Source organism: Aeromonas sp. EU05-FHT14A05 (assembly GCF_058791175.1).
The window spans coordinates 282862-307418 of record NZ_JBYTDH010000001.1; the positions used below are offsets into that span (position 1 = coordinate 282862).

20 protein-coding genes and 1 riboswitch are annotated in these 24557 nt (G+C 64.9%); of the genes, 12 read left to right on the forward strand and 8 right to left on the reverse strand.

Annotation, left to right across the window (positions count from 1 at the left end; genetic code table 11):
• Positions 1-155: 155 nt before the first annotated feature.
• The 4 genes from AC3WR3_RS01290 to AC3WR3_RS01305 all read left to right on the forward strand — a co-directional run bounded on the left by AC3WR3_RS01290 (position 156) and on the right by AC3WR3_RS01305 (position 6062).
• Positions 156-1934 carry a M3 family oligoendopeptidase gene (locus AC3WR3_RS01290; RefSeq protein ID WP_492290923.1) on the forward strand — a complete coding sequence of 593 codons (1779 nt, stop codon included), beginning with the start codon at positions 156-158 and terminating at the stop codon, positions 1932-1934.
• A gap of 193 nt (positions 1935-2127) precedes the next feature.
• The gene (locus AC3WR3_RS01295; protein ID WP_492290924.1) at positions 2128-3945 is read left to right on the forward strand and encodes a M3 family oligoendopeptidase; all 1818 of its coding nucleotides are present in this window, start codon (positions 2128-2130) and stop codon (positions 3943-3945) included.
• A gap of 210 nt (positions 3946-4155) precedes the next feature.
• Positions 4156-4695 carry an alpha/beta hydrolase YcfP gene (ycfP, locus tag AC3WR3_RS01300; protein WP_005331594.1) on the forward strand — a complete coding sequence of 180 codons (540 nt, stop codon included), beginning with the start codon at positions 4156-4158 and terminating at the stop codon, positions 4693-4695.
• 74 nt (positions 4696-4769) lie between these two features.
• Positions 4770-6062 (forward strand): NAD(P)/FAD-dependent oxidoreductase, encoded by a 1293-nt coding sequence (locus tag AC3WR3_RS01305; protein WP_247626712.1) that lies wholly within the window; start codon positions 4770-4772, stop codon positions 6060-6062.
• 73 nt (positions 6063-6135) lie between these two features.
• Here AC3WR3_RS01305 and AC3WR3_RS01310 read toward each other — a convergent pair whose 3' ends face one another.
• Positions 6136-7326, reverse strand: a complete 1191-nt coding sequence (locus AC3WR3_RS01310; protein WP_492290925.1) for an OmpP1/FadL family transporter — start codon at positions 7324-7326, stop codon at positions 6136-6138.
• Positions 7327-7578: 252 nt separating this feature from the next.
• On the opposite strand from AC3WR3_RS01310, the gene AC3WR3_RS01315 reads away from it, so the two are divergent.
• Positions 7579-7896 carry a heavy metal-binding domain-containing protein gene (locus tag AC3WR3_RS01315; protein WP_010674360.1) on the forward strand — a complete coding sequence of 106 codons (318 nt, stop codon included), beginning with the start codon at positions 7579-7581 and terminating at the stop codon, positions 7894-7896.
• Between the two features lie 329 nt (positions 7897-8225).
• A complete protein-coding gene (locus AC3WR3_RS01320) occupies positions 8226-9236 on the forward strand; it encodes a S66 family peptidase (protein WP_492290926.1) in 1011 nt (336 codons plus the stop codon).
• Between the two features lie 131 nt (positions 9237-9367).
• Here the strand turns inward: AC3WR3_RS01320 and AC3WR3_RS01325 are convergent, their stop codons facing one another.
• Positions 9368-11629 (reverse strand): LTA synthase family protein, encoded by a 2262-nt coding sequence (locus AC3WR3_RS01325; RefSeq protein ID WP_492290927.1) that lies wholly within the window; start codon positions 11627-11629, stop codon positions 9368-9370.
• A 249-nt stretch (positions 11630-11878) separates the two neighbouring features.
• On the opposite strand from AC3WR3_RS01325, the gene AC3WR3_RS01330 reads away from it, so the two are divergent.
• A complete protein-coding gene (locus AC3WR3_RS01330) occupies positions 11879-12973 on the forward strand; it encodes a hypothetical protein (protein WP_492290928.1) in 1095 nt (364 codons plus the stop codon).
• Positions 12974-13105: 132 nt separating this feature from the next.
• On the opposite strand, the gene lysC is transcribed toward AC3WR3_RS01330, so the two are convergent.
• On the reverse strand, positions 13106-14458 hold the full coding sequence (gene lysC, locus AC3WR3_RS01335) for a lysine-sensitive aspartokinase 3 (protein ID WP_492290929.1): 1353 nt from the start codon (positions 14456-14458) through the stop codon (positions 13106-13108).
• Positions 14459-14544: 86 nt separating this feature from the next.
• Positions 14545-14766: riboswitch (Lysine riboswitch) on the reverse strand.
• 108 nt (positions 14767-14874) lie between these two features.
• On the reverse strand, positions 14875-16203 hold the full coding sequence (gene argA / locus AC3WR3_RS01340) for an amino-acid N-acetyltransferase (RefSeq protein ID WP_139436071.1): 1329 nt from the start codon (positions 16201-16203) through the stop codon (positions 14875-14877).
• A gap of 252 nt (positions 16204-16455) precedes the next feature.
• Between argA and msrA the strand changes: the two genes are divergently transcribed.
• Positions 16456-17088: a peptide-methionine (S)-S-oxide reductase MsrA gene (gene msrA, locus AC3WR3_RS01345; protein WP_202045172.1), complete on the forward strand. Its 633-nt coding sequence runs from the start codon at positions 16456-16458 to the stop codon at positions 17086-17088.
• Between the two features lie 276 nt (positions 17089-17364).
• On the opposite strand, the gene AC3WR3_RS01350 is transcribed toward msrA, so the two are convergent.
• From AC3WR3_RS01350 to AC3WR3_RS01360, 3 genes are read right to left on the reverse strand one after another with little or no spacing between them, the layout of a single operon-like run.
• Positions 17365-17700, reverse strand: a complete 336-nt coding sequence (locus AC3WR3_RS01350; protein ID WP_139436190.1) for a DUF3802 family protein — start codon at positions 17698-17700, stop codon at positions 17365-17367.
• Between the two features lie 11 nt (positions 17701-17711).
• Positions 17712-18275, reverse strand: coding sequence for a GNAT family N-acetyltransferase (locus AC3WR3_RS01355; protein WP_492290930.1), 564 nt, complete (start codon positions 18273-18275; stop codon positions 17712-17714).
• Positions 18272-18640, reverse strand: a complete 369-nt coding sequence (locus AC3WR3_RS01360; RefSeq protein ID WP_479758033.1) for an MmcQ/YjbR family DNA-binding protein — start codon at positions 18638-18640, stop codon at positions 18272-18274. The genes AC3WR3_RS01355 and AC3WR3_RS01360 overlap by 4 nt, the downstream gene beginning before the upstream one ends.
• Before the next feature lie 108 nt (positions 18641-18748).
• On the opposite strand from AC3WR3_RS01360, the gene AC3WR3_RS01365 reads away from it, so the two are divergent.
• A complete protein-coding gene (locus AC3WR3_RS01365; protein ID WP_492290931.1) occupies positions 18749-19531 on the forward strand; it encodes an alpha/beta fold hydrolase in 783 nt (260 codons plus the stop codon).
• A gap of 27 nt (positions 19532-19558) precedes the next feature.
• Here the strand turns inward: AC3WR3_RS01365 and AC3WR3_RS01370 are convergent, their stop codons facing one another.
• Positions 19559-20536: a LysR family transcriptional regulator gene (locus tag AC3WR3_RS01370; RefSeq protein ID WP_492290932.1), complete on the reverse strand. Its 978-nt coding sequence runs from the start codon at positions 20534-20536 to the stop codon at positions 19559-19561.
• Between the two features lie 60 nt (positions 20537-20596).
• Between AC3WR3_RS01370 and AC3WR3_RS01375 the strand changes: the two genes are divergently transcribed.
• From AC3WR3_RS01375 to AC3WR3_RS01385, 3 genes are read left to right on the forward strand one after another with little or no spacing between them, the layout of a single operon-like run.
• On the forward strand, positions 20597-22294 hold the full coding sequence (locus tag AC3WR3_RS01375) for an L-lactate permease (RefSeq protein ID WP_492290933.1): 1698 nt from the start codon (positions 20597-20599) through the stop codon (positions 22292-22294).
• Between the two features lie 12 nt (positions 22295-22306).
• Positions 22307-23128, forward strand: a complete 822-nt coding sequence (locus AC3WR3_RS01380; RefSeq protein WP_492291160.1) for a (Fe-S)-binding protein — start codon at positions 22307-22309, stop codon at positions 23126-23128.
• A complete protein-coding gene (locus tag AC3WR3_RS01385; protein WP_492290934.1) occupies positions 23121-24557 on the forward strand; it encodes a LutB/LldF family L-lactate oxidation iron-sulfur protein in 1437 nt (478 codons plus the stop codon). The genes AC3WR3_RS01380 and AC3WR3_RS01385 overlap by 8 nt, the downstream gene beginning before the upstream one ends.

Below are 24557 nucleotides of genomic sequence, written 5' to 3' on the forward strand. Positions count from 1 at the left end.
AATCGTCCCCTGCCGACAGGGGGCGTCGCAGGTCGGATCTGCTGTCTGTTGACCAGAATGGGGGCTAGGCAAGGGCCGGCCCCCTTCGTACTATTTGGCGGTCACTGCCCACAGAGGCGGGACGCCCACATGGACGCAAACAGACAAGGACAGTTATGACCACCACCCTCTGGCAGGATGATCACATCTATGCCGCCCCCGATTGCCCGGCCATCGACGCCGACTTCCAGCGCGCCGCCCTGGCCCTGACCGAGATCGCCAGCCTGCTGGCCAGCCTGCCAGAGACGCGGGACATCAATGCCTTGCGCCACCTGCTTCGGGCCATTCGCCGCCAGGCCAACGCCGTGCGCAGACAAGCCTGGAACAGCCAGACCTTCGCCTACAACAGGCTCAGCCGCAACGGCCGCGACGAGGCCGCCCGGGTGCTGCTCTCCCGTGGCCAGCAGTTGCAGGCGAGGCTGGCCCAGCTCGTCAAGCCGGTGGCCCTGTTCTGGCTGAACGCCCCCGAGGATCAGGTACGGGCCCTGCTGCAGGATCCCGAGCTGTTCGAGCTGGCCTACCTCATTCGCCACGATCGCCGGTTGCAGGATCAGGCCCTCTCCCTCGAGAGCGAGCAGCTGATCGAGGGGCTGGCGGTGGACGGCCTGCAAGCCTGGGGGGATCTCTACGACAGCCTGGTGGCCAGACTCAGGCTAGAGGTGGCGGGGGAGCCCATGGGGCTGGCCCAGGCGGACAACCTGCTCTCCCACCCGGACAGGGCGCGGCGCGCCAGCGCCTGGCACGGCATTCAGGCCGCCTGGGCCGCAGAGCAGGAGACGGTGGCTGCCATCCTCAATGCCATCAACGGCTGGCGCAACGAGCTCGCCACCCAGCGCGGCAAGGGGCGGCTGCTCGATGCGCTGGACGTCTCCTGCCACCAGGGGCACCTGGAGCGCATCACCCTGGAGACCCTGATGGCGCAGGCCGAGGCCCACAAGGCGCTGGGCAGGCGGGCCCTGCGGGCCATGGCCAGTGCCCAGGGGATAACGGATTTCGCCCCCTGGGATCTCTATGCCCCGGCCCCCGACGGGGCGCAGGCCAGGTTTGGCTTCGGACAGGCGCTGACCCTGGTGGCCGATGCCTTCGCCGCCTTCGATCCCGAGATGGGGGCCTTCGTCCGCATGATGGCGGATCGGGGCTGGATCGATGCCGCGCCGAGCGACAACAGGCGCAGCGGCGCCTATTGCACCGAGTATGCCGACCCCGCCGAGCCCAGGGTCTTCCTCACCTTCGAGGGCACCATGGACAACGTCATCACGCTCGCCCACGAGCTCGGCCACGCCTGGCACAGCTGGCTGCTGCGAGACCTCCCGCTGGAGCAGCGTGACTACCCCATGACGCTGGCCGAGACCGCCTCCCTGTTTGCCGAGACCCTGGTACGAGACGCTCTGCTCGCCCGTGCTCAGACCCGGGAGCAGCGCCTGGCCATCGCCTGGATGGACGGGGAGCGGGTCGCGAGCCTGCTGCTCGACATCCCCTCCCGCTTCCACTTCGAGCGGGCGCTGGTGGCAGGCCGGGCCCAGGGGTATCTGGGGGCGAGCCAGCTGAGGGCCATGATGAAATCCGCGAAGCAGCAGTGGTATGGTGACAGCCTCAGCCAATATGACGAGCTGTTCTGGGCCAGCAAGGGTCACTTCTCCATCGCCGAGTTCGGGTTCTACAACTACCCCTATCTGTTTGGTTACCTGTTCAGCCTGGGGCTCTATGCCCAGAAGGAGCGGGTGGGCGATGACTTCGTGCCGGCCTACCGGGCGCTGCTCGCCGACACCGGGCGCATGAGCGCCGAGAGCCTGGTGGAGAAGCACCTGGGGGTCGACATTCGCGAGCCCGCCTTCTGGCAGGAGAGCCTGCGCTCTGTCGAGGAGGCGGTGGAGCGCCTCGAGCGGCTGGTGTAGTCGCGACTCCTCCTGAGCTTCTGGCAAGAGAGCCTGCGTTCTGTCGAGGAGGCGGTAGCGCGCCTCGAGCGGCTGGTGTAGTCGCCGCGTTTGATCCGGCTGGTGTCGCCGCCAGCCTTGGTATTCCTGTGCGTGGCCCTGGGCCACCCCTGTTTCACGACGGGCCGGACCCGTCTCTGACAATGAGCGTTCGATGCAACAACGAGTCTACCCACAGCAGTGGCAAAATCAGCACATCTACCCCTCCCTCGACAGCAGCGTGCTGGAGGCGGACATGAGCCTGGCCCGCGCCAGCCTCGCCGAGCTGGCGCTCTTCATCGACGGCCTGCCGTTGCGTGATCTGGACGCCGCCCTGCAGGATGGCCTACGGGATGGCTTGCGAGAGGTGCGGCTGCGGGCCCGCCGCATCCGCGAAATAGGCTGGAACATCGCCGTGCTGGCGGCCTGCACGGGGAGCCAGGACGCCCGGGATCCCCTGGCCAAGCAGCTGGCCTCCCGGGCCCGGGCCCTCAACGCGGACCTGTTCAAGACGCTGGCCCCCATCGAAGATCTGATGCTGGGGCTGCCGGAGGCCGAGTTCGAGCAGCTGATGCAGGACTCCCTGCTCGGGGAGGAGGAATACCGGCTGCGCCACGAGCGCCGCCTGCAGGATCAGCGGCTGCCGGTGGAGGCGGAGCAGCTGGTCATCGGCCTTGGCACCGACGGGCTGCACGCCTGGGGCAACCTCTACAACGATCTGGTGGGCAAGATCCGGGTGCAGGTCGCCGGCCAGGAGCGGGGGCTGGCGGAGGCGAGCAACCTGCTCTCCAGCCCGGATCGGGCCCTGCGCAAAGAGGCCTTCGACGCCATCAGCGCCGGCTGGGAGGGGGAGCAGGAGACGGTGGCCGCCATCCTCAACGCCCTCAACGGCTGGCGCCTGGAGCTCTCGCGCCAGCGCGGCAGGGTGCGGACCCTGGATGCGCTGGATCTCTCCTGCCACCAGAGCCACATCGAGCGGGCGACCCTGGATACCCTGATGCAGGAGACCTGGCAGGCGCGCCATCTGGGTCAGCGGGCCCTGGGGCTGATGGCCCGGCGGCTCGGCATCGAGGAGCTGGGGCCTGAGGATCTGTTCGCGCCGCCCCCGGCGAGCAGCCACCGCAGCATCCCGTTCGAGGAGGCGATCGAGATCATTGCCCTGGCCTTCACCGGGTTCGATCCCGAGATGGGGGAGTTTGCCCGCATGATGGCCGAGCGCGGCTGGATTGATGCGGCTCCCACCCCGAACCGGCGCACCGGGGCCTACTGCACCAAGTTTGCCGATCCGGTGGAGCCGCGGGTCTTCATCACCTATGCCGGCACCATGGACAACGTCATCACGCTCGCCCACGAGCTGGGACACGCCTGGCACAACTGGCTCATCCGGGACTTGCCCATGAGCCAGCGCAGCTACCCCATGACGCTCGCCGAGACCGCCTCCATCTTCGCCGAGACGCTAGTGCGCAGCGCCCTGTTCGCGCAGGCCCGAAGCGCCGAGGAGCGCCAGGCCATCGCCTGGGCGGAGGCCGACGGCGCCGCCACCTTCCTGGTCAACATCCCGGCCCGCTTCGCGTTCGAGCAGGCCCTGGTGGCCGAGCGCGAGCAGGGCTATGTCTCCTCAGCCCGGCTCAAGGTGCTCACCGACGAGGCCTGGGGACGCTGGTATGAGCAGAGCCTTGGCCGCTATCACCCCATGTTCTGGGCCGCCAAGGCGCACTTCTCCATCGCGGGCTTCGGCTTTTACAACTATCCCTACCTCTTTGGCTACCTGTTCAGCCTCGGGGTCTATCAGCAGCTGATGAGTCGTCAGGCCGCAGGCGAGCAGGATGTGGCACAGGCCTATCGCGCCCTGCTGCGAGACACGGGCCGCATGAGCGCCGAGGCGCTGGTGGCGAAACACCTGGGGCAGGACATCCGCGAGGCGGCCTTCTGGCAGGGGAGCCTGGCCCTGGTGGCGGCGGCGGTGGATCGCTTCGAGCAGACCCTGGGCTGAGGCCGGGAGCAGGCAGGGGCAGCGCGCCTGCCCTCGTCAGGGGCCTGGCGCCCCTTTTCCCCTGCCGAATGCGCCCAAAGGGGGTGGGAAAAGGATTTTCCGGCGGCAGGGGGCGTGATCCAAAGCAAGAAAGTGCGATGTTTTGGTGGCGCCTCTGCGGTTCGCTGGGGTAGTTTCGATAGAACCGACACAGTTCTTGAGGTCTTATCCATGATCATCTATCTGCATGGCTTCGATGCCACCAGCCCCGGCAATCATGAGAAAGTGCTGCAGTTGCAGTTTATCGATGATGATGTGCGCTTCGTTCACTACAGCACGGTTCACCCCCGCCACGACATGAGCCACCTGCTCAAGGAGGTGAAGAAGCAGCTCGACATGAGCACAGACCCCAAGCCCCTCATCTGCGGGGTCGGGCTCGGCGGCTACTGGAGCGAGCGGATCGGGTTTCTGTGCGGCATCAAGCAGGTGGTCTTCAACCCCAACCTGCACCCGGAAGAGAACATGCAGGGCAAGATCGACAGGCCGGAAGAGTACGAGGACATCGGCACCAAGTGTGTAACCGAATTTCGTAATAAAAATTCAGGAAACTGCCTGTGTATCCTTTCCGTTCAGGATGAAATCCGCGATAATCGGGACACTGAACGTGAATTGAAGAACTATTACGACATCGTATGGGATGAGCGCGAGACCCATAAGTTCAAGAACATCTCGCACCATCTGCAACGGATGAAGGCCTTCAAAGAAGCCTGAGCCATCACGTCAACCGATTTCGTTTTAGGGAGCCAATGGCTCCCTTTCGTTTTGAGGAACCAAGGAAAATCATCATGATGAATATTGTCGTTGTAGGCGGTGGCGCCGGCGGTCTCGAGCTCGCGACCAGCCTGGGCCGCAAGCTGGGCAAGAAGAACAAGGCCAGGATCACCCTGGTGGATCGCAACCGCACCCACCTGTGGAAGCCCCTGCTGCACGAAGTGGCCACCGGCTCCATGGATGCGGGCATCGACGCCCTGAGCTACCAGTCCCACGCCAAGAACCACGGCTTCGAATTCCAGCTCGGCAGCCTGACCGACATCAAGCGCGACGAGAAACGCATCGTGCTGGCCCCCATCCACGACGAGAGCGGCGCCCTGGTGGTCAACGAGCGGGAAGTGGCTTATGACGTGCTGGTGATGGCGATCGGTTCTGTGTCCAACGACTTCAACACCAAGGGCATCAAGGATCACTGCATCTTCCTGGACAGTCCCTCCCAGGCGCACCGCTTCTACAACAGCATGATGAACCGCTTCCTGCAGTTCGCCACCGAATACCAGCCCGGTGACAAGGTGAAGATCGCCATCGTCGGCGGCGGCGCCACCGGCGTCGAACTCTCCGCCGAGCTCTACAACGCGGTGGAGCAGCTCTACGCCTACGGCTTCAAGAACCTCACCACCGACAGCCTCAAGGTGACACTGGTGGAAGCGGGCCCCCGCATCCTGCCGGCCCTGCCTGAGCGCATCAGCGGCTCCGCCCACCAGGAGCTGGTGAAGCTGGGTGTGGACGTGCGCACCGCCACCATGATCACCGAAGCCACTAGCGATGGGCTGCACACCAAGGATGGGGAGCTGATTGAAGCAGACCTCATGGTGTGGGCTGCGGGCATCAAGGCGCCGGACTTCATGAAGGAGATAGCGGGGCTCGAGACCAACCGCATCAACCAGCTGGTGGTCAAGGAGACGCTGCAGACCACCCGCGACGAGAACATCTTTGTCATCGGCGACTGCGCCGCCTGCCCGCAGCCGGACGGCAAGTTCGTGCCGCCCCGCGCCCAGTCCGCCCACCAGATGGCGACCCAGGCGTTCAAGAACATCCTGGCCAGGATGAACGGCGGCGAGATGAAGCCCTACCTCTACCACGACCACGGCTCGCTGGTGTCCCTCAGCCGCTTCTCCACCGTGGGCAGCCTGATGGGCAACCTGATGCGCGGCTCCATGATGGTGGAAGGCTACATCGCCCGCATCGTCTACATCTCCCTCTACCGGATGCACCAGGTGGCCCTGCACGGCTACATCAAGACCGGCCTCATCATGCTGGTGGGCCGCATCAACCGGGTGCTGCGCCCGAGCATGAAGCTGCACTGAGCGGCGTCGGCAAGGGAAACCAAAAGGAGAGGCCTGGGCCTCTCCTTTTTTTTATGGCCGAAGCGGGGCCTGCCTAGAAGCGTCTGCCGTAGTTCAGGGCGAAGAAGTAGAGGGCCGGGGTGGGGTAGTGACCCGAGAGGGAGCTTTCATCGACGCTGGCGCTCTCCATGTGAATGTACTCAAACCCGGCCCCCAGGGTCTCCTGGGCGTTGAAGGCATAGGTCACCCCGGTGCCGAGGCGCAGCGCGGCGCCGCTCGGCACCGTCAGGGAGGTGTGGTCCTGATCCCGATAGGCGCTGCTGTCGTAGGCCAGGCCGCCATTGAGGGTCAACTGCGGCGTCAGCGCGTGCTGGAGCCCCACCGCCAGGTGGTAGCTGTCCTGATAGAGCCCCTTCTGCGAGGAGGTGCGGTCGAAGATGGCGACCTCGTTGTCGTTGTAGCGGCTCCAATCCTGCCAGCCCAGATTGCCCATGATGGCCCAGTCGTGGGCGAAGGCGTGAAAGGCGCTCACCATCAACTGTTGGGGGCTGTTGACCATGCCGGAGAGGGGGAGGGTGGCGCCGATCCCGGGCAGATTGGGGCGCGAGAAGGTGATGTCGCGGTCGATGGCGAAGTGATAGGTCACCTCGCTGGCATAGCCGAGTCCGAGTCGGGTGCCCGGGTTCCACTCATAGAGCAGCCCCAGCCTGGCATTGAGGGCCCAGTCACTGTCGTCCTGCTTCTGCTCCCCGCCACTGCCCTCCCGGGTGAGGGCGAACAGGCCGTAGTTGATGCCGACCCCGGCCCCGAGGGACCAATGTTCGTCGAGGCGGTAGGCGATGGATGGCTGCAGGGTGAGGGCGAGCAGGGTGGCCTCCTTGATGAGCTGCTTGCCAGCCCAGTCGCCAAAATCCAGCCCCAGCCCGAAGTTGCCATAGAGCGCCAGGCCCGCCGACCAGCGCTCATCGATCTGCTGGCTGTAGTAGGCGGAGGCCGCGGGGAACCAGCCGATGACGGTATCGACATCCCCCTGCGCGGGATCGTCCAGATCGTAGGGGACGTCCCCGTAGAGCAGTTGCCCGCCCAGGGTGAGGTGATGCCCCTCCAGGTGGCTCAGGCCGGCGGGATTCACCAGTTGCACTGTGGCATCCTGGGCCCTGGCGGCCATGCCGGCGGAGGCGAGCCCGAGATCGTTGGTGCCGGTTTCGTACAGATAGAGGCCGGCGCCCTCGGTGGGGGCGCTCAGCAAGGTGGCCAGTGGCAACAGCAGCAGCGTTCGTTTCATCAAGGTCCCCCTCCCATCAATCCTGAGGATCGGCCCCCTCAGGCGAGTGCCAGATGCATCTGGCAAAGAGGGAGAAGATCCGCGACACAGGCAGTATAGATGGCACTTTGAATGCTGAATCAATCACTTGTCAGTGCCGGGGGCGCAGCGTCTCCCGCGGCCTCCGGCAAGGCGGGGTTATGCTTTGGCCAGCGCCTTGCTACCATGACGCAACGGTGCCCCGCGCACCCAGCCCAACCCACAGGAGACCTCATGATCCTCTCAACCACCCCCACCCTGGAAGGCAAGACCATTCGTGAATACCGCGGCATCGTCGTGGGTGAAGCCATCCTCGGCGCCAACATCTTCAAGGATCTGTTCGCCGGCATCCGCGACATCATAGGTGGCCGCTCCGGCGCCTACGAAAAAGAGCTGGCCCGGGCCCGGGAGATCGCCTTCGAGGAGCTCAAGGAGCGCGCCCAGGCGCTGGGGGCCAACGCGGTGGTCGGCATCGACATCGACTACGAGGTGGTGGGGCAGAACGGCAGCATGCTGATGGTCAGCATCAGCGGCACCGCTGTGGTGATCTAGCCCGCCTTTGCCCCTGGCTGCCTAAGGCGGCCCGCAGCAAGCCGGCCCCAGGGTCGGCTTTTTATTGGGCGCGGCACCGCCATGGCATGGGGGGCGATTCACCCTTCTTCCTTGCGGGAGAAGGGTGGAGAATGAGGGGGAGGCCTGGGCCGGGAACATTGTTTATTTTTTCTATCCGACTGGCTTGTGTCGTTTGGTTTATCCAAACAAAAAAGGGCCTGTCCGGAGCCTGTTAGCCCTTGTCGGGGAGAAAATACCTGGATTAGGATGGAACCTGATGCCGGATCATGGGGATCCCGGCCCCAGACTCTCAGGAGCGACCGTCATCCATGGCACTGCGCAAACCCGCCGGGCTCAAGCCCGGCGACACCATAGGCTTCTTCTCTCCCTCCTGCGCGGCCACCGCCTGGGCTCCCCGGCGGTTCGAGCGTGCCAGGGCGTTTCTAGAAGGGCAGGGTTTCAGGCTCAAGGCGGGCAGCCTGACCGGTGAGCGGGATCACTGGCGCTCCGGCTCCATCGCGGCGCGGGCCGAAGAGCTCAATGCCCTCATCCGGGATCCAGAGGTGCGGGCAATCATGTCGGTGATTGGTGGCAGCAACTCAAACTCCCTGTTGCCCTATGTGGACTACGAGGGGCTGAGAGAGGATCCCAAGATCATCGTCGGTTACTCCGACGTGACGGCCCTGCTGCTCGGCATCCACGCCCAGACCGACCTCGTCACCTTCTATGGCCCGGCGCTGGTGGCCTCCTTTGGCGAGCTCTCGCCGCTGGTGAACGAGACCCTGACGGGCTTTCGCCAGATCTGTCTGACCGGTGGCGCCGCCGCGCCCCATACCCTGCCGACCCCGACGCAATGGACCGACGAGCGGCTGGATTGGGAGAACCAGACCCGGGCCAAGCAGTGCCAGCCCAACCTGCTGATCTCTGTGGGATCGGGCCGGGTGCGGGGCCGGCTGATCGGCGGCAACCTCAACACAATGGCGGGGATCTGGGGTTCGCCCTATATGCCGCCCATAGCGCGGGGGGACATTCTGCTGCTCGAAGACAGCCTCCATACGGCGGAGACGGTGGAGCGCTCTTTTGCCCACCTGAAGCTATGCGGGGTGTTCGATCGCATCGGCGGACTGGTGCTCGGCAAGCACGAGCTGTTTGACGGCCAGGGCAGCGGCAGGCGGCCGCTGGATATCCTGCTGGAGGTGGTGGGGGAGCCCGGCTTCCCCATACTGGCTGAGTTTGACTGTGCCCACACCCATCCCATGCTGACGGTGCCGCTCGGCATCCAGGCCGAGCTGGATCTCGATGGCCAGTGCCTGACCCTGCTGGAGTCCTGGTTGCGCTAGCTCGGGTGCTCACCCATAAGAGAGGCCGCTATTGCGGCCTCTTTGCGTTTCAGATCCCTGTCAGGGCAGCGCATCTGCCCGGAAGGTGTTGCAAGGATCTGCGGCCCCCGTCTCTTAAATGTTTATTGATCTCAGGGTAATGCGTCGGCCCGGAAGCTGGCGCGGATCTGCGGCACCAGGGGGGAGGGGTCGAAGCCCTTCTCCTCCCCGAGCACCGGGTGGAGCAGGGGTCTGTCCTCTATGGGGGTGAGATCCCCCGCCAGCAGCGCTCGGGTGGCCTGTCCCATCTGGTAGAGCTGGCGCACCGGGGCAAACTGGCGATCGAGTGCGATGGCGCCATCGTTTCGGGTGAAGGCCATCATGGGGATCTGGTAGGGGGCATCCCGGGGGGGCTTGGCGCCATGGATGCCCTTGCCCGCCGACATCAGGAAGGGCTGGTGATCCCCGAAGGCCACCACCAGGTAGCGCTTGCCTGAGCCGTCCAGGGTCTTGAGCAGCCGCTCCAGGGAGGCCATGGCGTCCACCACCCCGGTGTAGTAGGTGTTGAGCAACTGCCGCTCCGCCGGGCTCTGATCCGGGCAGGCCCTGTCGATCTGCTGGGCCCGGTAGCGATCCCCGTCGAAGGGGCCGTGCCCCTGCATGGTGACCGCGTAGGCGAACAGCGGCTTGTCATCCTGCTCGCTGCGCTTGATCAGGTGATCGATGAGGGCATCGTCCGAGATGTAGAGCCCCTTGTGCTCCAGGGTGGTGAAGCGGGTATCGAACCAGCGCTCCTGGTAGCCGAGCGCCGGAATAGCCTTGGCGCGGCCCCAGAACTTCTCCACATAGGGGTGGGCGAACAGGGTCTGGTAGCCGTTCTGCCTGGCGCTGCTGGCAAGGCCTGGCACCTTGTCCGAGAGGTAGTAGTAGGGCACCACCCCCTGCTTGAGCAGGCCCACCGGCAGGCCGGTGTTCATCTCGAACTCCGCCAGCACCGTCATGCCCCCCGTGGTGGGGGAGTGGATGGTCTTGTGCCACTGGGCCACGCCGGCGGGCAGAGAGAGGGTGGGGGCGGGGGCGCAGATCCTGCCCTGCCAGTCGAGCCAGAGGGACTCATATTGCAGGACTATCACCAGATCGAAGCGGGGCGGCTGGCCCGGGGCCGGCTGGCTGAGCTCTGGGGTGCGCTCGTTGATCTGCAGGGGGTAGCGGAAGATGTTGCCGCTTTGCAGCATCTCGTCCACCAGGTTGAACAGGTAGAGGCCGGGGCCGGCGCGGATGATGTCCCTGTGATAGTTGACCGCCCTGTCCACGTAGCGGATGTTGGCCCCCAGCAGCTTGTTGCCGGTCTGGGTGGCGAACACGCAGAGCGCGAAGAAGGCGGCGGTGGCAGCGGTGGTGCGCAGGATCCAGCGCGACAGCGCGAAGCGCCAGCACAGGAACAAGAGCCCCAGCAGGGCCAGCACCGGCAGTACGGGGTGCTGATCGAGCAGTATGTGCAGCAGGGCCATCAGGTTGCCGAGATCGTCCCCCCCCAGCGGCACCCCATAGATGGCTATCTTCATGAAGTTCGCCAGCAGGCCTATCCCCGAAAGGGCCGTAAAGACCAGCCCCATATAGAGGTTGAAGCCCGCCAGGGCGCAGAGGCTCCAGCCCAGCACCATGCTGCCCCAGGCGAGGTAGTAGTGCTCGGGCCGAAAGCCCGACCAGAGCAGAAACTCCCCCAGCTTGAACACCACGAAGCCGTGCAGCAGCACGAAGGTGAGGTTGCCGAGCAGCAGGCTGCCCAGCACCCGGGAGCGGTAGCTGCGACGCAGCCGCGGCAGCAGGGCCCTGAGCACGGCGGCGCTCACCAGCAGCACCAGCAGCAGGCTGGTCATCAGATAGGTCAGGTTGAAGCCGCGCTCCGGCAGGGTCTGCAGGATCTGGCTGTACTCGGCGCTCTCGGGTCTGTCCGCCAGCAGCAGGCCGATCCGCAACTGGTAGCGGCTGTCCAGGGCGTCGTCGGGGGCGCGCAGGGCGCTGTTGAGATCCAGGGTGCAGCGGTTCTGGCGACACTTCTGGCGCTTCTCCACCGCCTGGCTCAGCTGATCGATGCGAATGCCCTTGTCGTTGAGCAGCTCCACCCGCACCTTGTCCCCCGCCTGCAGCGGCTTGAGCAGTTGCCACTGGCTGCGCACCACCAGATAGAGGCCGCGACTGTCGCTCTTGTAGAGCAGGCTGTGGCGGGTGAGGGTGGCGATGGGCTGATCGGCAGGCCCCAGGATCAGCGGTTGTGCCTTCCCGAGCCAGCCGGCGGGATTGAGCAGCGGCAGGGCCAGGGTCAGCAACAGCAGGGCGATCAGCAGGCCGAACAACCACCCGGCCAGAGACCGGGATAGGGAGGGGCTGTGACCACAGACGGGGGCATTCATAGGGGCTCATCCTTGGAGCGGGCAGGGCAGCAGCGCTGCATCTATTTTGACCCGATGGTGAGGGGCTTGTTCCTTGATGTCAATTTAATGACGACGGGATGAATCCTGGGTGACAGCCTGGGCGTGCAAATTGTGATCCCGATCCGGGAGGGGCACTCATTCTGTGATGAAAGCGTCATCATGGGGCTTTGCCGCTGGTCTGGGAGGGGGGCGCTGTTTAGTCTCTCAGTAACGGTTGGAGGTACATGCATGAATCCCAAGGTTGCGGCACGTCAGGCAAGATTGCTCCAGATGCTGGAGAACGGGGACGAGATCCGGATCGGGCGTGAGCGGGACTGCCCCCTGCCCCTGGCCCAGTTGACCAGGCTGACCGAGGATCACCCGGACGTCGTCAAGGTCTATGGTCACGGGCTCACCGCCGAGGTGTTCCACCTCAAGGTGGAGGGGCACCACTGGTGCCTGAAGCGGTGCCGGCCAGACTCCCTGGTGGCCAACGTCGACGGCAAGACCGCCTTTCTCACCGAGCTGGAGCGGCGCCGGGAGATAGAGAGCCTGCGGGAGCTGCACCCCACCATCCTCTCCAACGTGGTCTGCACCAGCTTCGGCTCCGCCCGCGCCGGGGTGCTGGTCTCCCCCTGGCTGAGGGGCGAGCCGGTGCGCAGGCTCAATGAGCGCAACCTGGCGCAGATGCTGGCGGTGGAGGCGGAGCTGGCCCGCTGGGGCTGGTTTGACTGGGATCCGAGCCCGGGCAACCTGCTCGACGACGGCCAGCAGATCTCGGTGTTCGACTTTGGCTACATGTGGCCCTTCGATCCCCTCCACGAGTTCAACTCCAACGGCCTCACCGATCCGGCGTTTCATGTGCCTGAGCGGCTGGAGACCCGCACCCTGTCCGGGCTCTGGCTGGAGCAGATCGATCCCCTGCCGCTGTTTCGCCACTGGCGCACGCTCTGCCTCGCCTGGGCGAAGGGGGAGTTGCAGTACCTGAGCCGGGAGGGGGCCAGCGCCCCCGTGCTGGCCCGGATGCAGGGGCTGGTGGGGGAGTGGAGCGCGGCGCTGGCAAGCGAGCAGGCGCTCGCCGCCAACTGGTGGCGCGACATGTATCGCAGCCATCGGCTCGACATCCAGGATGATCTCAGCGGCAAGAGCTGCGGCCCCATGACCCTGCGTCGCCTCGACTGGCTGGAGCTGGCGGTGCGGGATCACTTCCCGGCGCTGGCCGATAACCTGGGGTTTGACGAGGCCGGGCTCAGCCAGGCGGCGCTGTTGCAGCGGCTGGGGGGGCTGCGCGAGCAGATCCGGGCCAACCTGTTGCCGACCCGGTCCCGCCAGCCTGCGCGCTGACATGGGGAGGACAGCATGACGAGAGGGGCGCATCGGCGCCCCTCTTCGTTGGTATAGGGTCGCCATGGGCTTCCCCTGATGCCAGCCCCTTCTCCCTCGCGGGGAGAAGGGGCTGGCAAGGTTTTGTCAGGCTCAGTCGAGCAGCTCCTGATGGAGGCGGTTGACGATGTGGCCCGCCTCGCTCTCCTTGACCAGGAAGCAGAGGTTGTGGGCGCTGGCGCCGTAGCAGATCATCCGGATGTTGTGCTCGCGAATGGCGTCGAACACCCGGCTGCCCACCCCGGCGGCCTCGCTCATGCGGTTGCCGATGAGGGCCACCAGCGCGAAGTCGGTCTCCACTTCCACCTTGCACAGCTGGCCGAGCTCCGCCAGCACCTTGTCGCCCAGGATGGGCTCGCCGTTGCTCTGGCTGCCGGTGTGATCCAGGGTCAGGGAGACGCTCACCTCGGAGGTGGTGATGAGATCCACCGAGATGCGGTGACGGGCCAGGATGCCGAACACCTCGGCCAAAAAACCGTAGGCGTGGAACATGTTGAGGCTGTGCAGGGTGACCAGCACCTGCTGGCGGCGCAGGGCCACGGCGCGAAACAGCGGGTTGCTGCCGGTGCTGGCGCGGATCCAGGTGCCACCGGCCGCGGGATCCCGGGCTGAGCCGACGAACACCGGAATGTCCTGGCGCAGGGCGGGTTGCAGGGTGGCTGGGTGCAGCACCTTGGCGCCGAAGGTAGCCATCTCGGCCGCCTCCACGAAGCTGATTTCCGGGATGGGGCGGGCCCGGGTGACCAGGCGCGGATCCGTGGTGTAGATGCCGGGCACGTCGGTCCAGATCTCGATGCTGCCGGCGTCCAGCGCCTCGGCGAGCAGGGCCGCGCTGTAGTCGGAGCCGCCCCGGCCCAGGGTGGTGGTGCGGCCATCGGCGTCGGCGCCGATGAAGCCCTGGGTGATGATGAGGCTGTCACCGAGCAGGGGGCCCAGGGTGGCTTGGCAGAGGGTGCGGGTGACGGCCAGATCCACGGTCGCCTTGCCAAAGCGGCTGTCGGTGCGTAGCAGCTGGCGGGCGTCCTGCCACTGGGCCTTGATGCCACGCTGGTGCAGCAGTTCGGTGAAGAGGCGGGTGGACATCAGCTCGCCGCAGGCGATGAGGCGGTCGGCCAGCTCCGCATCGGTGTGCTGGCAGGCCTGGCGGGCCATGGTGCGAATGTCGCCAAGCTGGGCGTGGATGAGCGCGCTCACCTCGATCGGGTTGCCGAGCGCCGTCAGTATGGCCTGCTGGATCCCGGTCAGCTTGTCGAGCTGGGCATCCTGCCCGGCTTCGTCCAGTTCACCCTGGGCCAGGCTCACCAGCAGGTTGGTGACCCCGGCGCTGGCGCTCAGTACCACCACCCGGGTCGCCGGGTTGGCCAGCACCACGTCGGCGCAATGGTTCATGGCCGCGGCATCGGCGACACTGGTTCCGCCAAACTTGGCGACGTTGATCGGGTTCATTGCATACTCCTGTCTCAAGGTGAAAATCCGGTTTCATCGGGCAAAAGAGAGGAGGAGGCAGAAAATGGCAGGAATAGCGAAGGATCCCGGCCAGAAGCACTCCATCCGCGGTGCCCATCCCACAAGGATCCTGCTGGATGCCTGTGGGATGCACACGACCGATGACAACCCGGGGGATTCAGCCCCCGCAGCCGACGTGGCGGTGTCCAGTCACCTGCCTCGTCTCGGCGCTGCTCCCCCTGACCCAAGTTCACCGGACTCTGGTGTCCTCCCTTGGGCTGCCTGGGCAGCGCTCCTCTTCTGGTGCCACCTTGGAAGGTGGCGTGCATGTAGAAATACCCTGCACTGGATTGCACTGTCAATCGAGTTTGTAAAAAAGTACACAATTGGCAACAACCAGGCACAAGATCAATCAGTTACGAAATGGTCTTGGACAAAACCTTGGAGCGGCGCTGCCAGTTGTAGAGGCGCTGGCGTGCCACCGGCAGATCTTCCACCTCCAGGGGATCGAAGCCCCGCTCCCGGAACCAGTGGATGGAGCGGGTAGTGAGCACGAACAGGCGGCGGATGCCGAGCCGCTTGGCCCGCTCGGCCACCTTGGCTACCAGCTGATCCCCCCGGTTGGAGTTGCGGTACTCGGGATGGATGGCGACGCAGGCCATCTCGGCCATGGCCTCCTCCATGAAGCAGTAGAGCGCCGCGCAGCCGATGATGAGGCCGTCGCGCTCTATGATGGTGAACTTGTCTATCTCCATCTCCAGCTGCTCCCGGGAGCGGCGCACCAGTATGCCTTCCTCCTCCAGCGGCCGGATGAGATCCAGGATGCCGCCGATGTCCTCTATGGTGGCGGCCCGCGCCCGTTCGGCGCTTTCGCGCACTATCTGGGTGCCGAGCCCCTCGCGGCTGAACAGCTCCTGCAGCATGGCGCCGTCATCCTGATAGCTCACCAGGTGGGAGCGCGGCACGCCGCCCCGGCAGGAGGCGATGGCCGCGCGCAGGTAGCGGGCGGTGCCGGACATCTCCTCGCCCGCCTGCTCCAGCTCAACCAACAGCTCCTCGGCCTGCTCGGGGAAGAGTTCGGAGATGGCCACGCCCTGCCTGTTCATCACCCCCTGGGTGCTGCTGAAGCAGATGAGCTTGTCGGCCTTGAGATCCACCGCCACCCGGCGCGCCACCTCTTCCGAGCTCAGATTGAAGCTCTCGCCGGTGACCGAGCAGCCGATGGGGGAGATGAGCACCAGCCCATGCTGATCCAGCTGGCGGGTGATCCCCTCCACGTCGATACGCCGCACCCGGCCGCTGTGGCAGTAGTCGATGCCATCTTCCACCCCAAGGGGCTGGGCAGTGACGAAGTTGCCGCTCACCACGCTGATGCGCGCCCCCTGCATGGGGGTGTTGGCCAGCCCCATGGAGAGCTGGGCCGTGATGTCGTATTGCAGACCGCCGCACACCTGCTTGATGATGGCGAAGCTCTCGTCATCGGTGACCCGGATCCGTCTGTGATACTGGGCCTGGATGCCGGCGCGGGCCAGCGCCTCGTCGTTTTGCGGACGCGAGCCGAACACCAGGACCAGGCGGATCCCCAGCGTCTGCAGCAGGGCGATGTCGCTGACGATGTTGGCAAAGTTGGGGTGGCAGATGGCTTCCCCGCCCATCATCAGCACGAAGGTGGCACCCCGGTGCACGTTGACATAGGGGGTGGATTGCCGAAAGGCATGGACCAGGCTGGGTTCGCGTTCACGCACGTGTTTCATTCCATAAAAAAGCAGCAATTTGCTCAATATATGAAAATAAATTCACAAATCAAGACTAAATATTGGTTTTGGTGTTTTGTGCCGCCATTTTGACCAGCCGCAGACGCCCTGCGCCCGGGCGAGCCGGAAGGCGGTCAGCCCGCTGAAGGGACCGCCCTGGTTGATCCGGGCTCATAACCTGTTATCTTCGGGGTTCCTTTTCGTCAGCCGCGTCGCGCGGGATTTTATTCAAGGACAGGGCATATGGAGCAGATTATTTCACCGGCAGAGGCCCTGCCGGGACGACGGGAAGCGCTGGCGATCGGCCAGCAGCATGCCGTCAACGGCCACCCGACCCAGGGCCCCTGGCCCGAGGGGATGGAGCTGGCCTGGTTTGGCATGGGTTGTTTCTGGGGCGTGGAGCGCCTGTTCTGGCAGCAGCCCGGCGTCTATTCCACCGCCGCCGGTTATCAGGGGGGCCTGACGCCCAACCCCACCTACAAGGAGGTGTGCAGCGGTCTGACCGGTCATGCGGAGACGGTGCAGGTGGTGTTTGACCCCAAGGTCATCAGCTATGGCGAGCTGCTCAAGCTGTTCTGGGAGCAGCACGATCCGGCCCAGGGCATGCGCCAGGGTGGTGACATCGGCACCCAGTACCGCTCGGTGATCTTCTATGGGGATGAAGCCCAGGAGGCCATCGCCCAGCAGAGCCTGGCGGCCTACCAGCAGGCCATGATGGCGAGCGGCGATGCCCGCGCCATCACCACCCGGATCCTGCCGCTGGCCCCCTTCTACTACGCCGAGGATTACCATCAGCAATATCTGGAGAAGAACCCGGAAGGCTATTGCGGACTGGGGGGCATTGGCGTCTGCCTGCCCCCCAGCCTGAACCGCTGAGGCGCAGTCTGGATAAAACAGGGGCCATTAGGCCCCTGTTTCGTTTTTTTGAAAGAAATATTAAAAAAAGCATCCTGGCCGGGAACTTAACCGAACCTCGGCAGACTAACAGGGTAGCTACCATGGACGGCAGCCAAGACCAGACACATTTCTTGCCTCGATATTCATTCAACTGACAAGCGCGATGAATCGGAAGTGATAGCAAGCAGGGCTGCCCTTTGAGGCGGCCCTTTTCATTGCGGAGCTTTGCGGGCCCTGCGGCCGTGGGGGAGGGGACTAGCCGATGGTGCTGTCGAACAGGTTCTTGATGAGATCGATGAACTCATCGAGGAAGGCGTGCTGGGCCGGGGTGGGCGCCCGCAGCCAGACGGCGGAGAGCACCTCCTCCAGATCGGCCACCACGGCGTCGGCCTCCTGCATGATCATGAAACGCACCTTGGGGTCGAGCTGGGGGTTCTGCTCGCAGATGGCCATGAGGTTGCCTGCCACCCGGTTGCTCACCAGATCCTCTATGGTCTGGGTGCCCGTGCCCTGCTGCTGGCTCTCGAACAGGCCCAGACTCTCTACCAGATACTCGATAAGCGCAATATAACCGTCGCTCTCTACCACCATGATGGCTGCCTTCATTCATCGCTTTGGGGAAATGGGGGGTATTTTAGTGGCTGGCCCTGGCTTGGCAAGCGGCAGTAGAGGCGATGGCGGACAAAACTGACCCCGCCGCGCTCCACGGTTTCCAATCCGGCCTGCTCGAAGCCGTGGCGCAGAAAGAGCGCGAGGCTGAAGGCGCTGGCCTCTGTGGTCAGGCTGTGCAGACCCAGCTGGCTCGCCGCCTGCAGCGCCTGCACCAGCAGCAGGCCGCCGAGCCCCTGGCGCGGATGATCCGCACTCACATAGAGCAGGCTGAGGTGGCCGTCATCGCTCAGGGTGACAAAGCCAAGGGGAATACCCTCCTGCTCGATGATCCAGCCGTGGTGCTCGCGCAACTGGCTGGCGAGACCCGGATGACGGGCGCCCAGCGCCCATTGCTCCACCTGCGCCGGGCTGTAGTGCTCCGGGCCCATGCGGCGCACCGACTGCTCGAACAGGGCGAGCAGGGCGGGGATATGGCGCTCATCCAGGGGAACGACGCGATAGAGGTCAGGGTCGAGGGAGTGCGGAGCAGGGGAATCAGACATGGGAGGGCTCATGGTTTGGAATGGGGGGTCGGCGCCTGTGGCCGCTTGGCCTTGGGCAAGCCCGCCACCACCCGCTGGTAGGAGTGTTCAATCCAGCCCTGCCAGAGCTCGGCGTCCAGATCCTCGCTCAGGGTTACCGTATTCCAGTGCTGCTTGTTCATGTGCCAGCCGGGTTTCACCTCGGGGTGGATCTCTCGCAGCAGCAGGGCGAGCTCGGGCTCGCATTTGAGGTTGATGGTCAGCGGCTCTGCCTGCCAGTCCACCAGGGCGAACATCTTGCCGGCGATGCGATAGACCAGGATCTCGGGGCCGAAGGGGGTATCCTCGGTGGCGCCGGGCTGGCTGAGCAGAAATTCGCGCAAAAGGGTGAGCGTCATACAGGCCTCCAGGCTGGTCCGATCATGAGAGCAAGCATATTCAGCGGGGCGCCCCTTCTGTTAATATGCCCGCCGAGTATATCCCCCAACCCCCCGGGAGCCCATAAGATGTTGTACCACAAGACCTTTGAGCTTGGCCCCGATCGGGATTGGGTGGTGTTCGTGCACGGTGCGGGCGGCAGCTCCTCCATCTGGTTCAAGCAACTGCGGGCCTACCGGGAGCACTTCAACGTGCTGCTGCTGGATCTTCGCGGCCACGGCCAGTCCAACCAGTTGCAACAGGTGGTGAAGGGGCACTACAGCTTTCGGGCCGTGACCGAGGATATCCTGCGGCTGCTCGATCACCTGCGCATTCCCCGCGCCCATTTTGTCGGCATCTCCCTTGGCACCATCCTCATTCGCCACCTGGCCGAGCTCTGCCCGGAACGGGTCAAGAGCATGGTGCTCGGCGGCGCCATCCTGCGTCTCGACATCCGCTCCCGGGTGCTGGTGCAGCTTGGCCGGGTCGGCCAGCACATACTGCCCTACATGTGGCTCTACCGGCTGTTCGCCTTTATCATCATGCCGCGCCAGCACCATCAGGAGTCCCGCAACCTCTTCGTGCGCGAGGCCAGAAAGCTCTGCCAGAAGGAGTTCAAACGCTGGTTCCGCCTCGCCACCGAGGTGAACCCCCTGATGCGCTACTTCAAGGAGCGCGCCCTGCCCATTCCCACCCTCTATGTGATGGGGGAGGAGGATCATATGTTCCTCGCCCCGGTACGCGAGCAGGTAGCCCGGGATCCCTACAGCCGGCTCGAGATCATCGAAAACTGCGGCCATGTCTGCAACGTGGAGCAGCCGGATCACTTCAATCGGCAGTCGTTGGCGTTTATTTCCACCCAGGCGGCGTAGCCCGCCCTCTGAGGCCCGCCTGGTGCCTCAGATGAAGTAGTGGGCAATATCCAGATAGCGCTGGCGGATGTGCTCGATCAGCAGCCGGATCTTGCGCGGTGGCTGGCGGGTAAAGGGGTAGACGGCGTAGATGCCAAGCTTCTTGCCCACCCGCTCCGGAAACAAATCCACCAGGTCCCCGCTCATCAAATCGTGATAGACCAGGCAGCGCGGCACATAGACGATGCCGCGCCCCCCCAGCGCCGCCTTGCGCAGGGCACCGGCGTTATCGGTTGAAAAGCTCCCCGACACCGACACCAGATAGTTGCCGTCCTCCCCCTTGAAGGCCCACTCCGACGCCCCCGTGCTCTGATAGGCGTAGCGCAGGCAGTTGTGAGCCTGCAGGTCTGCGGGCTCGCGCGGCGCTCCGAAGCGGCGCACATAGGCGGGGGCAGCGCAGATCACCCACTGGGAGTCGAGGATGTGGCGGGCGATGAGGCTGGAGTCATCCAGATAACCGGTGCGAATGACCAGATCGAACCCCTCTTCCACCAGGTTGACGAAGCGGTTGTCCAGCGACATCTCCACCGTGAGCCCCGGGTGCTGCTGGCAAAAATCGGCCACCGCATCGGCCAGCAGCAGCTCGCCGGAGATGGTGGGCACCGACATCCGCACATGGCCACTCACCTTTTCACCAAAACCCGCCACCGCATCGAAGGCGTCCAGTGCGGCGGCCTTCACATTTTTGGCACCCTGATAGAGCTCTTTGCCCGCCTCGCTCAGGGTGAGCCGGCGGGTGGTGCGATAGAGCAGCTGCACCCCGAGTTCTTCCTCCAGGCGCCCGATCCGTTTACTAACTACCGAATTTGTCAGGGAATTTTGTTCAGCTACCTTGCTGAAGGAGCCGGCCTCCACCACCTGGGCGAAGAGGATGAGGTCGTCGGTACTGGCCATATTGATCAACTTTTGGAACGAATGTTGTTCATTATTTCCATATATCGCGAAAAAGGAACAGGGTAAGGTCACGTCCGCTTAACAAAACAACAACAAGGTGCGCCTCTGCACCGCTCGGACAAGGACGCAATGATGACAGACACTCTGCTGGCCCTGGTGGCCTTCTCGCCGATCCTGGTGGCCGCCGTGCTGCTGGTCGGCCTCAACTGGCCCGCCAAGCGCGCCATGCCCATCGCCTTCCTGTTGACCGTGTTCATCGCCCTCTGGGGCTGGCAGATGAGCCCGACCCGGGTCTTCGCCTCCACCCTGCAGGGGTTGGTGATCACGGTGACCGTGCTCTGGATAGTGTTCGGCGCCATCCTGATGCTCAACACCCTGAAACACACCGGCGCCATCACGGCCATTCGGGGCGGTTTTACCAACATTTCGCCGGACCGGCGCATCCAGGCCATCATCATCGCCTGGTGCTTCGGTGCCTTCATCGAAGGGGCCTCGGGCTTTGGCACCCCGGCGGCCATCGCCGCCCCCCTGCTGGTGGCCATCGGCTTCCCGGCGCTGGCCGCCGTGCTGCTCGGCATGATGATCCAGTCCACCCCGGTGTCGTTTGGTGCGGTAGGCACCCCCATCCTCGTTGGCATCAACAAGGGACTGGATAACCAGGCCATCGGCCACACCCTGAGCGCCGGTGGCAGCAGCTGGGAGGTCTACCTGCAGCAGGTGACCACCAACGTGGCCCTCATTCACGCCACCGTCGGCACCCTGATGCCGGTGTTGATGGTGATGATGCTGACCCGCTTCTTCGGCCGCAACCGCAGCTGGACCGAGGGGCTCTCCATCCTGCCGTTCGCGATTTTCGCCGGGCTCGCCTTCACCGTCCCCTATGCCCTGACCGGCATGTTGCTCGGTCCCGAGTTCCCGTCCCTCATCGGCGGTCTGGTGGGGCTGGCCCTGGTGGTGACGGCGGCGCGCCACGGCTTCCTGGTGCCAAAAAACACCTGGGATTTCGCCCCCGAAAAAGAGTGGCCCGCCGAGTGGCTGGGTTCCTTGAAGCTCGATCTCAAAGAGGCCGCCGGCCGCCCCATGTCCCTGCTGCTGGCCTGGCTCCCCTATGTGGCGCTGGCCCTCTTGCTGGTGGCCAGCCGGGTGAGCCCGGAATTCAAGGCAAGCCTCTTGTCGGTGAGCCTCGCCTTCACCGACCTCCTGGGAGAGAAGGGGGTCAGCGCCTCCATTGAGCCGCTCTACCTGCCGGGGGGCCTGCTGGTGTTCTGCGCCCTGATCGCCACCTGGCTGCAATCGCGCTCCCTCGCCCCCTTCGGGCGGGCACTGGGAGAGTCCAGCCGCACCCTGATCGGCGCCGGCTTCGTGCTCATCTTCACCGTGCCCATGGTGCGCATCTTCATCAACTCCGGCGTCAACGGAGCGGATCTCGCCAGTATGCCGGTGACCACGGCCAATTTTGCCGCGGGGCTCGTCGGGGAGTTCTTCCCGGCCCTGAGTGCGACCATAGGCGCGCTGGGGGCCTTTATCGCCGGCTCCAACACGGTGTCGAACATGATGTTCAGCCAGTTCCAGTTTGAAGTGGCCCAGACCCTGGGGGTCTCCACCGCCGCCATGCTGGCCCTGCAGGCCGTGGGCGCTGCGGCCGGCAACATGATTGCCATCCACAACGTGGTGGCGGCGTCAGCCACCGTGGGGCTGCTCGGCCGTGAGGGGGCGACACTGCGCAAGACGGCGCTGCCTACTCTCTACTACCTGCTGGCCACCGGCCTTATCGGGTTGGCGCTCATGTACAGCTTCCACGTCTCGGACGCACTGCTGCAGTTGAAGTAAGGAGAGCAAGTGATGAAGGTAATGCGGGTCTATCCGGCCAAGCCGGCCGATGTCTATCTCTACGCCACCTGTCTGGTGGACCTGTTTGACCCGGTGGCGGGGCTCGATGCCATCGCCCTGATCGAGCGGGAGGGGATAAGGGTGCACTTTGTCGAGAAACAGACCTGCTGCGGGCAGCCGGCCTACACCTCGGGTCACGAGGAGGAGGCGCGCAAGGTGGCGCAAAGCCAGATGGCGCTCTTCCCCGAGCCCTGGCCGGTGGTGGTGCTGTCGGGCTCCTGCGGCGGCATGATGCACCACCACTACCGCCGCCTCTTCCCCGAGAGCCCCGAGGTGGCCGATTTTTGCGATCGGGTGTTCGAGCTCACCGAGTTTCTGGCCCGGGTCTGCCGGGTGCGCTGGCGCGCGGTGGGGAGGGCGAGCATCGTCATGCACACCTCCTGCTCGGCCCGGCGCGAGATGCAGGTGCACACCACGGCCCGCAGCCTGTTGGGGCAGCTCGATGGCGTCACCTTGCATGAGCAGGCTTACGAGAGCGAGTGCTGCGGCTTTGGCGGCACCTTCTCGGTGCGCCATCCCCACATCAGCCAGGCCATGGTCGAAGACAAGACCCGCCACCTGCTGGCCACCGGCGCCGACACCCTGGTGAGCGCCGACTGGGGGTGCCTCCTGAACATCAAGGGATCCCTGGCCTATCAGGGCAGGATCTTGCCTGCCACCCATCTGGCGAGCTTCCTGCTCGCCCACAGCTGCCCCGACAGTGACGAAATAGCTCATAACGGCGCCACTGTTAGCGATTTGGCTCATACCAAGGAGGCCCAGCCCCATGTCTGATCACGCCAAGTATTCGCCGCGCCGCTTCCATCCCCAGGCCGAGGCGGCCCTGGCCGACCCCGTACTGCGCCAGAATTTTCGCGGCGCCATGGATTACCTGCGCGGCAAGCGCCGGGATGCCTTCGCAGACCCGGCCGAAGAAGAATCGGTGCGCGATGCCGCCGAGCAAATCCGCCAGCGCTGCCTATCGCGCCTGCCTGAGCTTTTGGAACAACTCGAGGCGAACTGCGAGCGCAACGGCATCCGGGTGCACTGGGCCCAGACGCCGGCCGAGGCCAACGCCATCATTCTCGGGATCGCCCAAAAACATGGGGTGAACAGCATCGTCAAGGGCAAGTCCATGGTGAGCGAGGAGGTGGGCTTCAACCACGAGATGGCGCGCCACGGCATCCGCTGCCTCGAGAGCGACATGGGGGAGTTTATCGTCCAGCTCGACGGCGATACCCCGTCCCACATCATCATGCCCGCCATCCACAAGAACAAGCAGGAGGTGAGCGACACCTTCGCCCATAACCTGGAAGGCTTCACCCCCACCACGGACGTGGACGCCCTGATCCAGACCGGACGGCGGGCCCTTCGCGAAGAGTTTCGCCGCGCCGGCATGGGGCTTTCCGGTGTCAACTTCGCGGTGGCGGAGACCGGCAGCCTCTGTCTGGTGGAGAACGAGGGCAACGGGCGCATGTGCACCACTGTGCCGAAAGTGCACGTGGCCATCACCGGCATCGAGAAGGTGGTGGAGTTCTTATCCGACGTGCCGCCCCTCTACAGCGCCCTGACCCGCTCGGCCACAGGCCAGGCCATCACCACCTATTTCAGCGTCATCAGCGGCCCGCGCCGGGCAGGGGAGCTGGACGGCCCGGACGAGGTGCACCTGGTGCTGCTCGACAACGGCCGCAGCCAGGCCTATCGGGACGAGGAGCTGCGCAAGACTCTGCAGTGCATCCGCTGCGGCGCCTGCATGAACCACTGCCCGGTCTACACCCGCATCGGCGGCCACGCCTACGGCACCATCTACCCGGGCCCCATCGGCAAGATCATCTCCCCCCACCTGCTGGGGCTGGAAAGCACCCAGGATCTGGTGACGGCGTCCAGCCTGTGCGGCGCCTGCGGCGAGGTGTGCCCGGTGCGTATCCCCATTCCCGACATGTTGCAGCGCCTGCGCCGGGAGGCCAAGCACGACGCTATGCCTGGCCACGAACCGCTGGCGGGGCAGGGGGCGGCCAAGAGCCGGCTCGAGACGCTTGCCATGCAGGGCTTTGCCTTTGCCGCCACCCACCCGCGCCTCTATCACGCCGCGACCGGTGTGGCCAGCCGCCTGCGAGGCTTGATGTCTAAACACCTTGGGCCATGGACCCAGTGCCGCGAGGCCCCCAAACCCGCCCCCCAGAGCCTGCATGCCCTGCTGCGCCAGAAGAAGAAGGAGTCCTGA

What these genes read in the sequence shown, in the direction of transcription:
- AC3WR3_RS01290 (WP_492290923.1), top strand. Translation starts at nt 156, where the DNA reads ATGACCACCACCCTCTGGCAGGATGATCACATCTATGCCGCCCCCGAT.
- AC3WR3_RS01295 (WP_492290924.1), top strand. Translation starts at nt 2,128, where the DNA reads ATGCAACAACGAGTCTACCCACAGCAGTGGCAAAATCAGCACATCTAC.
- ycfP (WP_005331594.1), top strand. Translation starts at nt 4,156, where the DNA reads ATGATCATCTATCTGCATGGCTTCGATGCCACCAGCCCCGGCAATCAT.
- AC3WR3_RS01305 (WP_247626712.1), top strand. Translation starts at nt 4,770, where the DNA reads ATGATGAATATTGTCGTTGTAGGCGGTGGCGCCGGCGGTCTCGAGCTC.
- AC3WR3_RS01310 (WP_492290925.1), bottom strand. Translation starts at nt 7,326, where the DNA reads ATGAAACGAACGCTGCTGCTGTTGCCACTGGCCACCTTGCTGAGCGCC.
- AC3WR3_RS01315 (WP_010674360.1), top strand. Translation starts at nt 7,579, where the DNA reads ATGATCCTCTCAACCACCCCCACCCTGGAAGGCAAGACCATTCGTGAA.
- AC3WR3_RS01320 (WP_492290926.1), top strand. Translation starts at nt 8,226, where the DNA reads ATGGCACTGCGCAAACCCGCCGGGCTCAAGCCCGGCGACACCATAGGC.
- AC3WR3_RS01325 (WP_492290927.1), bottom strand. Translation starts at nt 11,629, where the DNA reads ATGAATGCCCCCGTCTGTGGTCACAGCCCCTCCCTATCCCGGTCTCTG.
- AC3WR3_RS01330 (WP_492290928.1), top strand. Translation starts at nt 11,879, where the DNA reads ATGAATCCCAAGGTTGCGGCACGTCAGGCAAGATTGCTCCAGATGCTG.
- lysC (WP_492290929.1), bottom strand. Translation starts at nt 14,458, where the DNA reads ATGAACCCGATCAACGTCGCCAAGTTTGGCGGAACCAGTGTCGCCGAT.
- msrA (WP_202045172.1), top strand. Translation starts at nt 16,456, where the DNA reads ATGGAGCAGATTATTTCACCGGCAGAGGCCCTGCCGGGACGACGGGAA.
- AC3WR3_RS01350 (WP_139436190.1), bottom strand. Translation starts at nt 17,700, where the DNA reads ATGGTGGTAGAGAGCGACGGTTATATTGCGCTTATCGAGTATCTGGTA.
- AC3WR3_RS01355 (WP_492290930.1), bottom strand. Translation starts at nt 18,275, where the DNA reads ATGAGCCCTCCCATGTCTGATTCCCCTGCTCCGCACTCCCTCGACCCT.
- AC3WR3_RS01360 (WP_479758033.1), bottom strand. Translation starts at nt 18,640, where the DNA reads ATGACGCTCACCCTTTTGCGCGAATTTCTGCTCAGCCAGCCCGGCGCC.
- AC3WR3_RS01365 (WP_492290931.1), top strand. Translation starts at nt 18,749, where the DNA reads ATGTTGTACCACAAGACCTTTGAGCTTGGCCCCGATCGGGATTGGGTG.
- AC3WR3_RS01375 (WP_492290933.1), top strand. Translation starts at nt 20,597, where the DNA reads ATGACAGACACTCTGCTGGCCCTGGTGGCCTTCTCGCCGATCCTGGTG.
- AC3WR3_RS01380 (WP_492291160.1), top strand. Translation starts at nt 22,307, where the DNA reads ATGAAGGTAATGCGGGTCTATCCGGCCAAGCCGGCCGATGTCTATCTC.
- AC3WR3_RS01385 (WP_492290934.1), top strand. Translation starts at nt 23,121, where the DNA reads ATGTCTGATCACGCCAAGTATTCGCCGCGCCGCTTCCATCCCCAGGCC.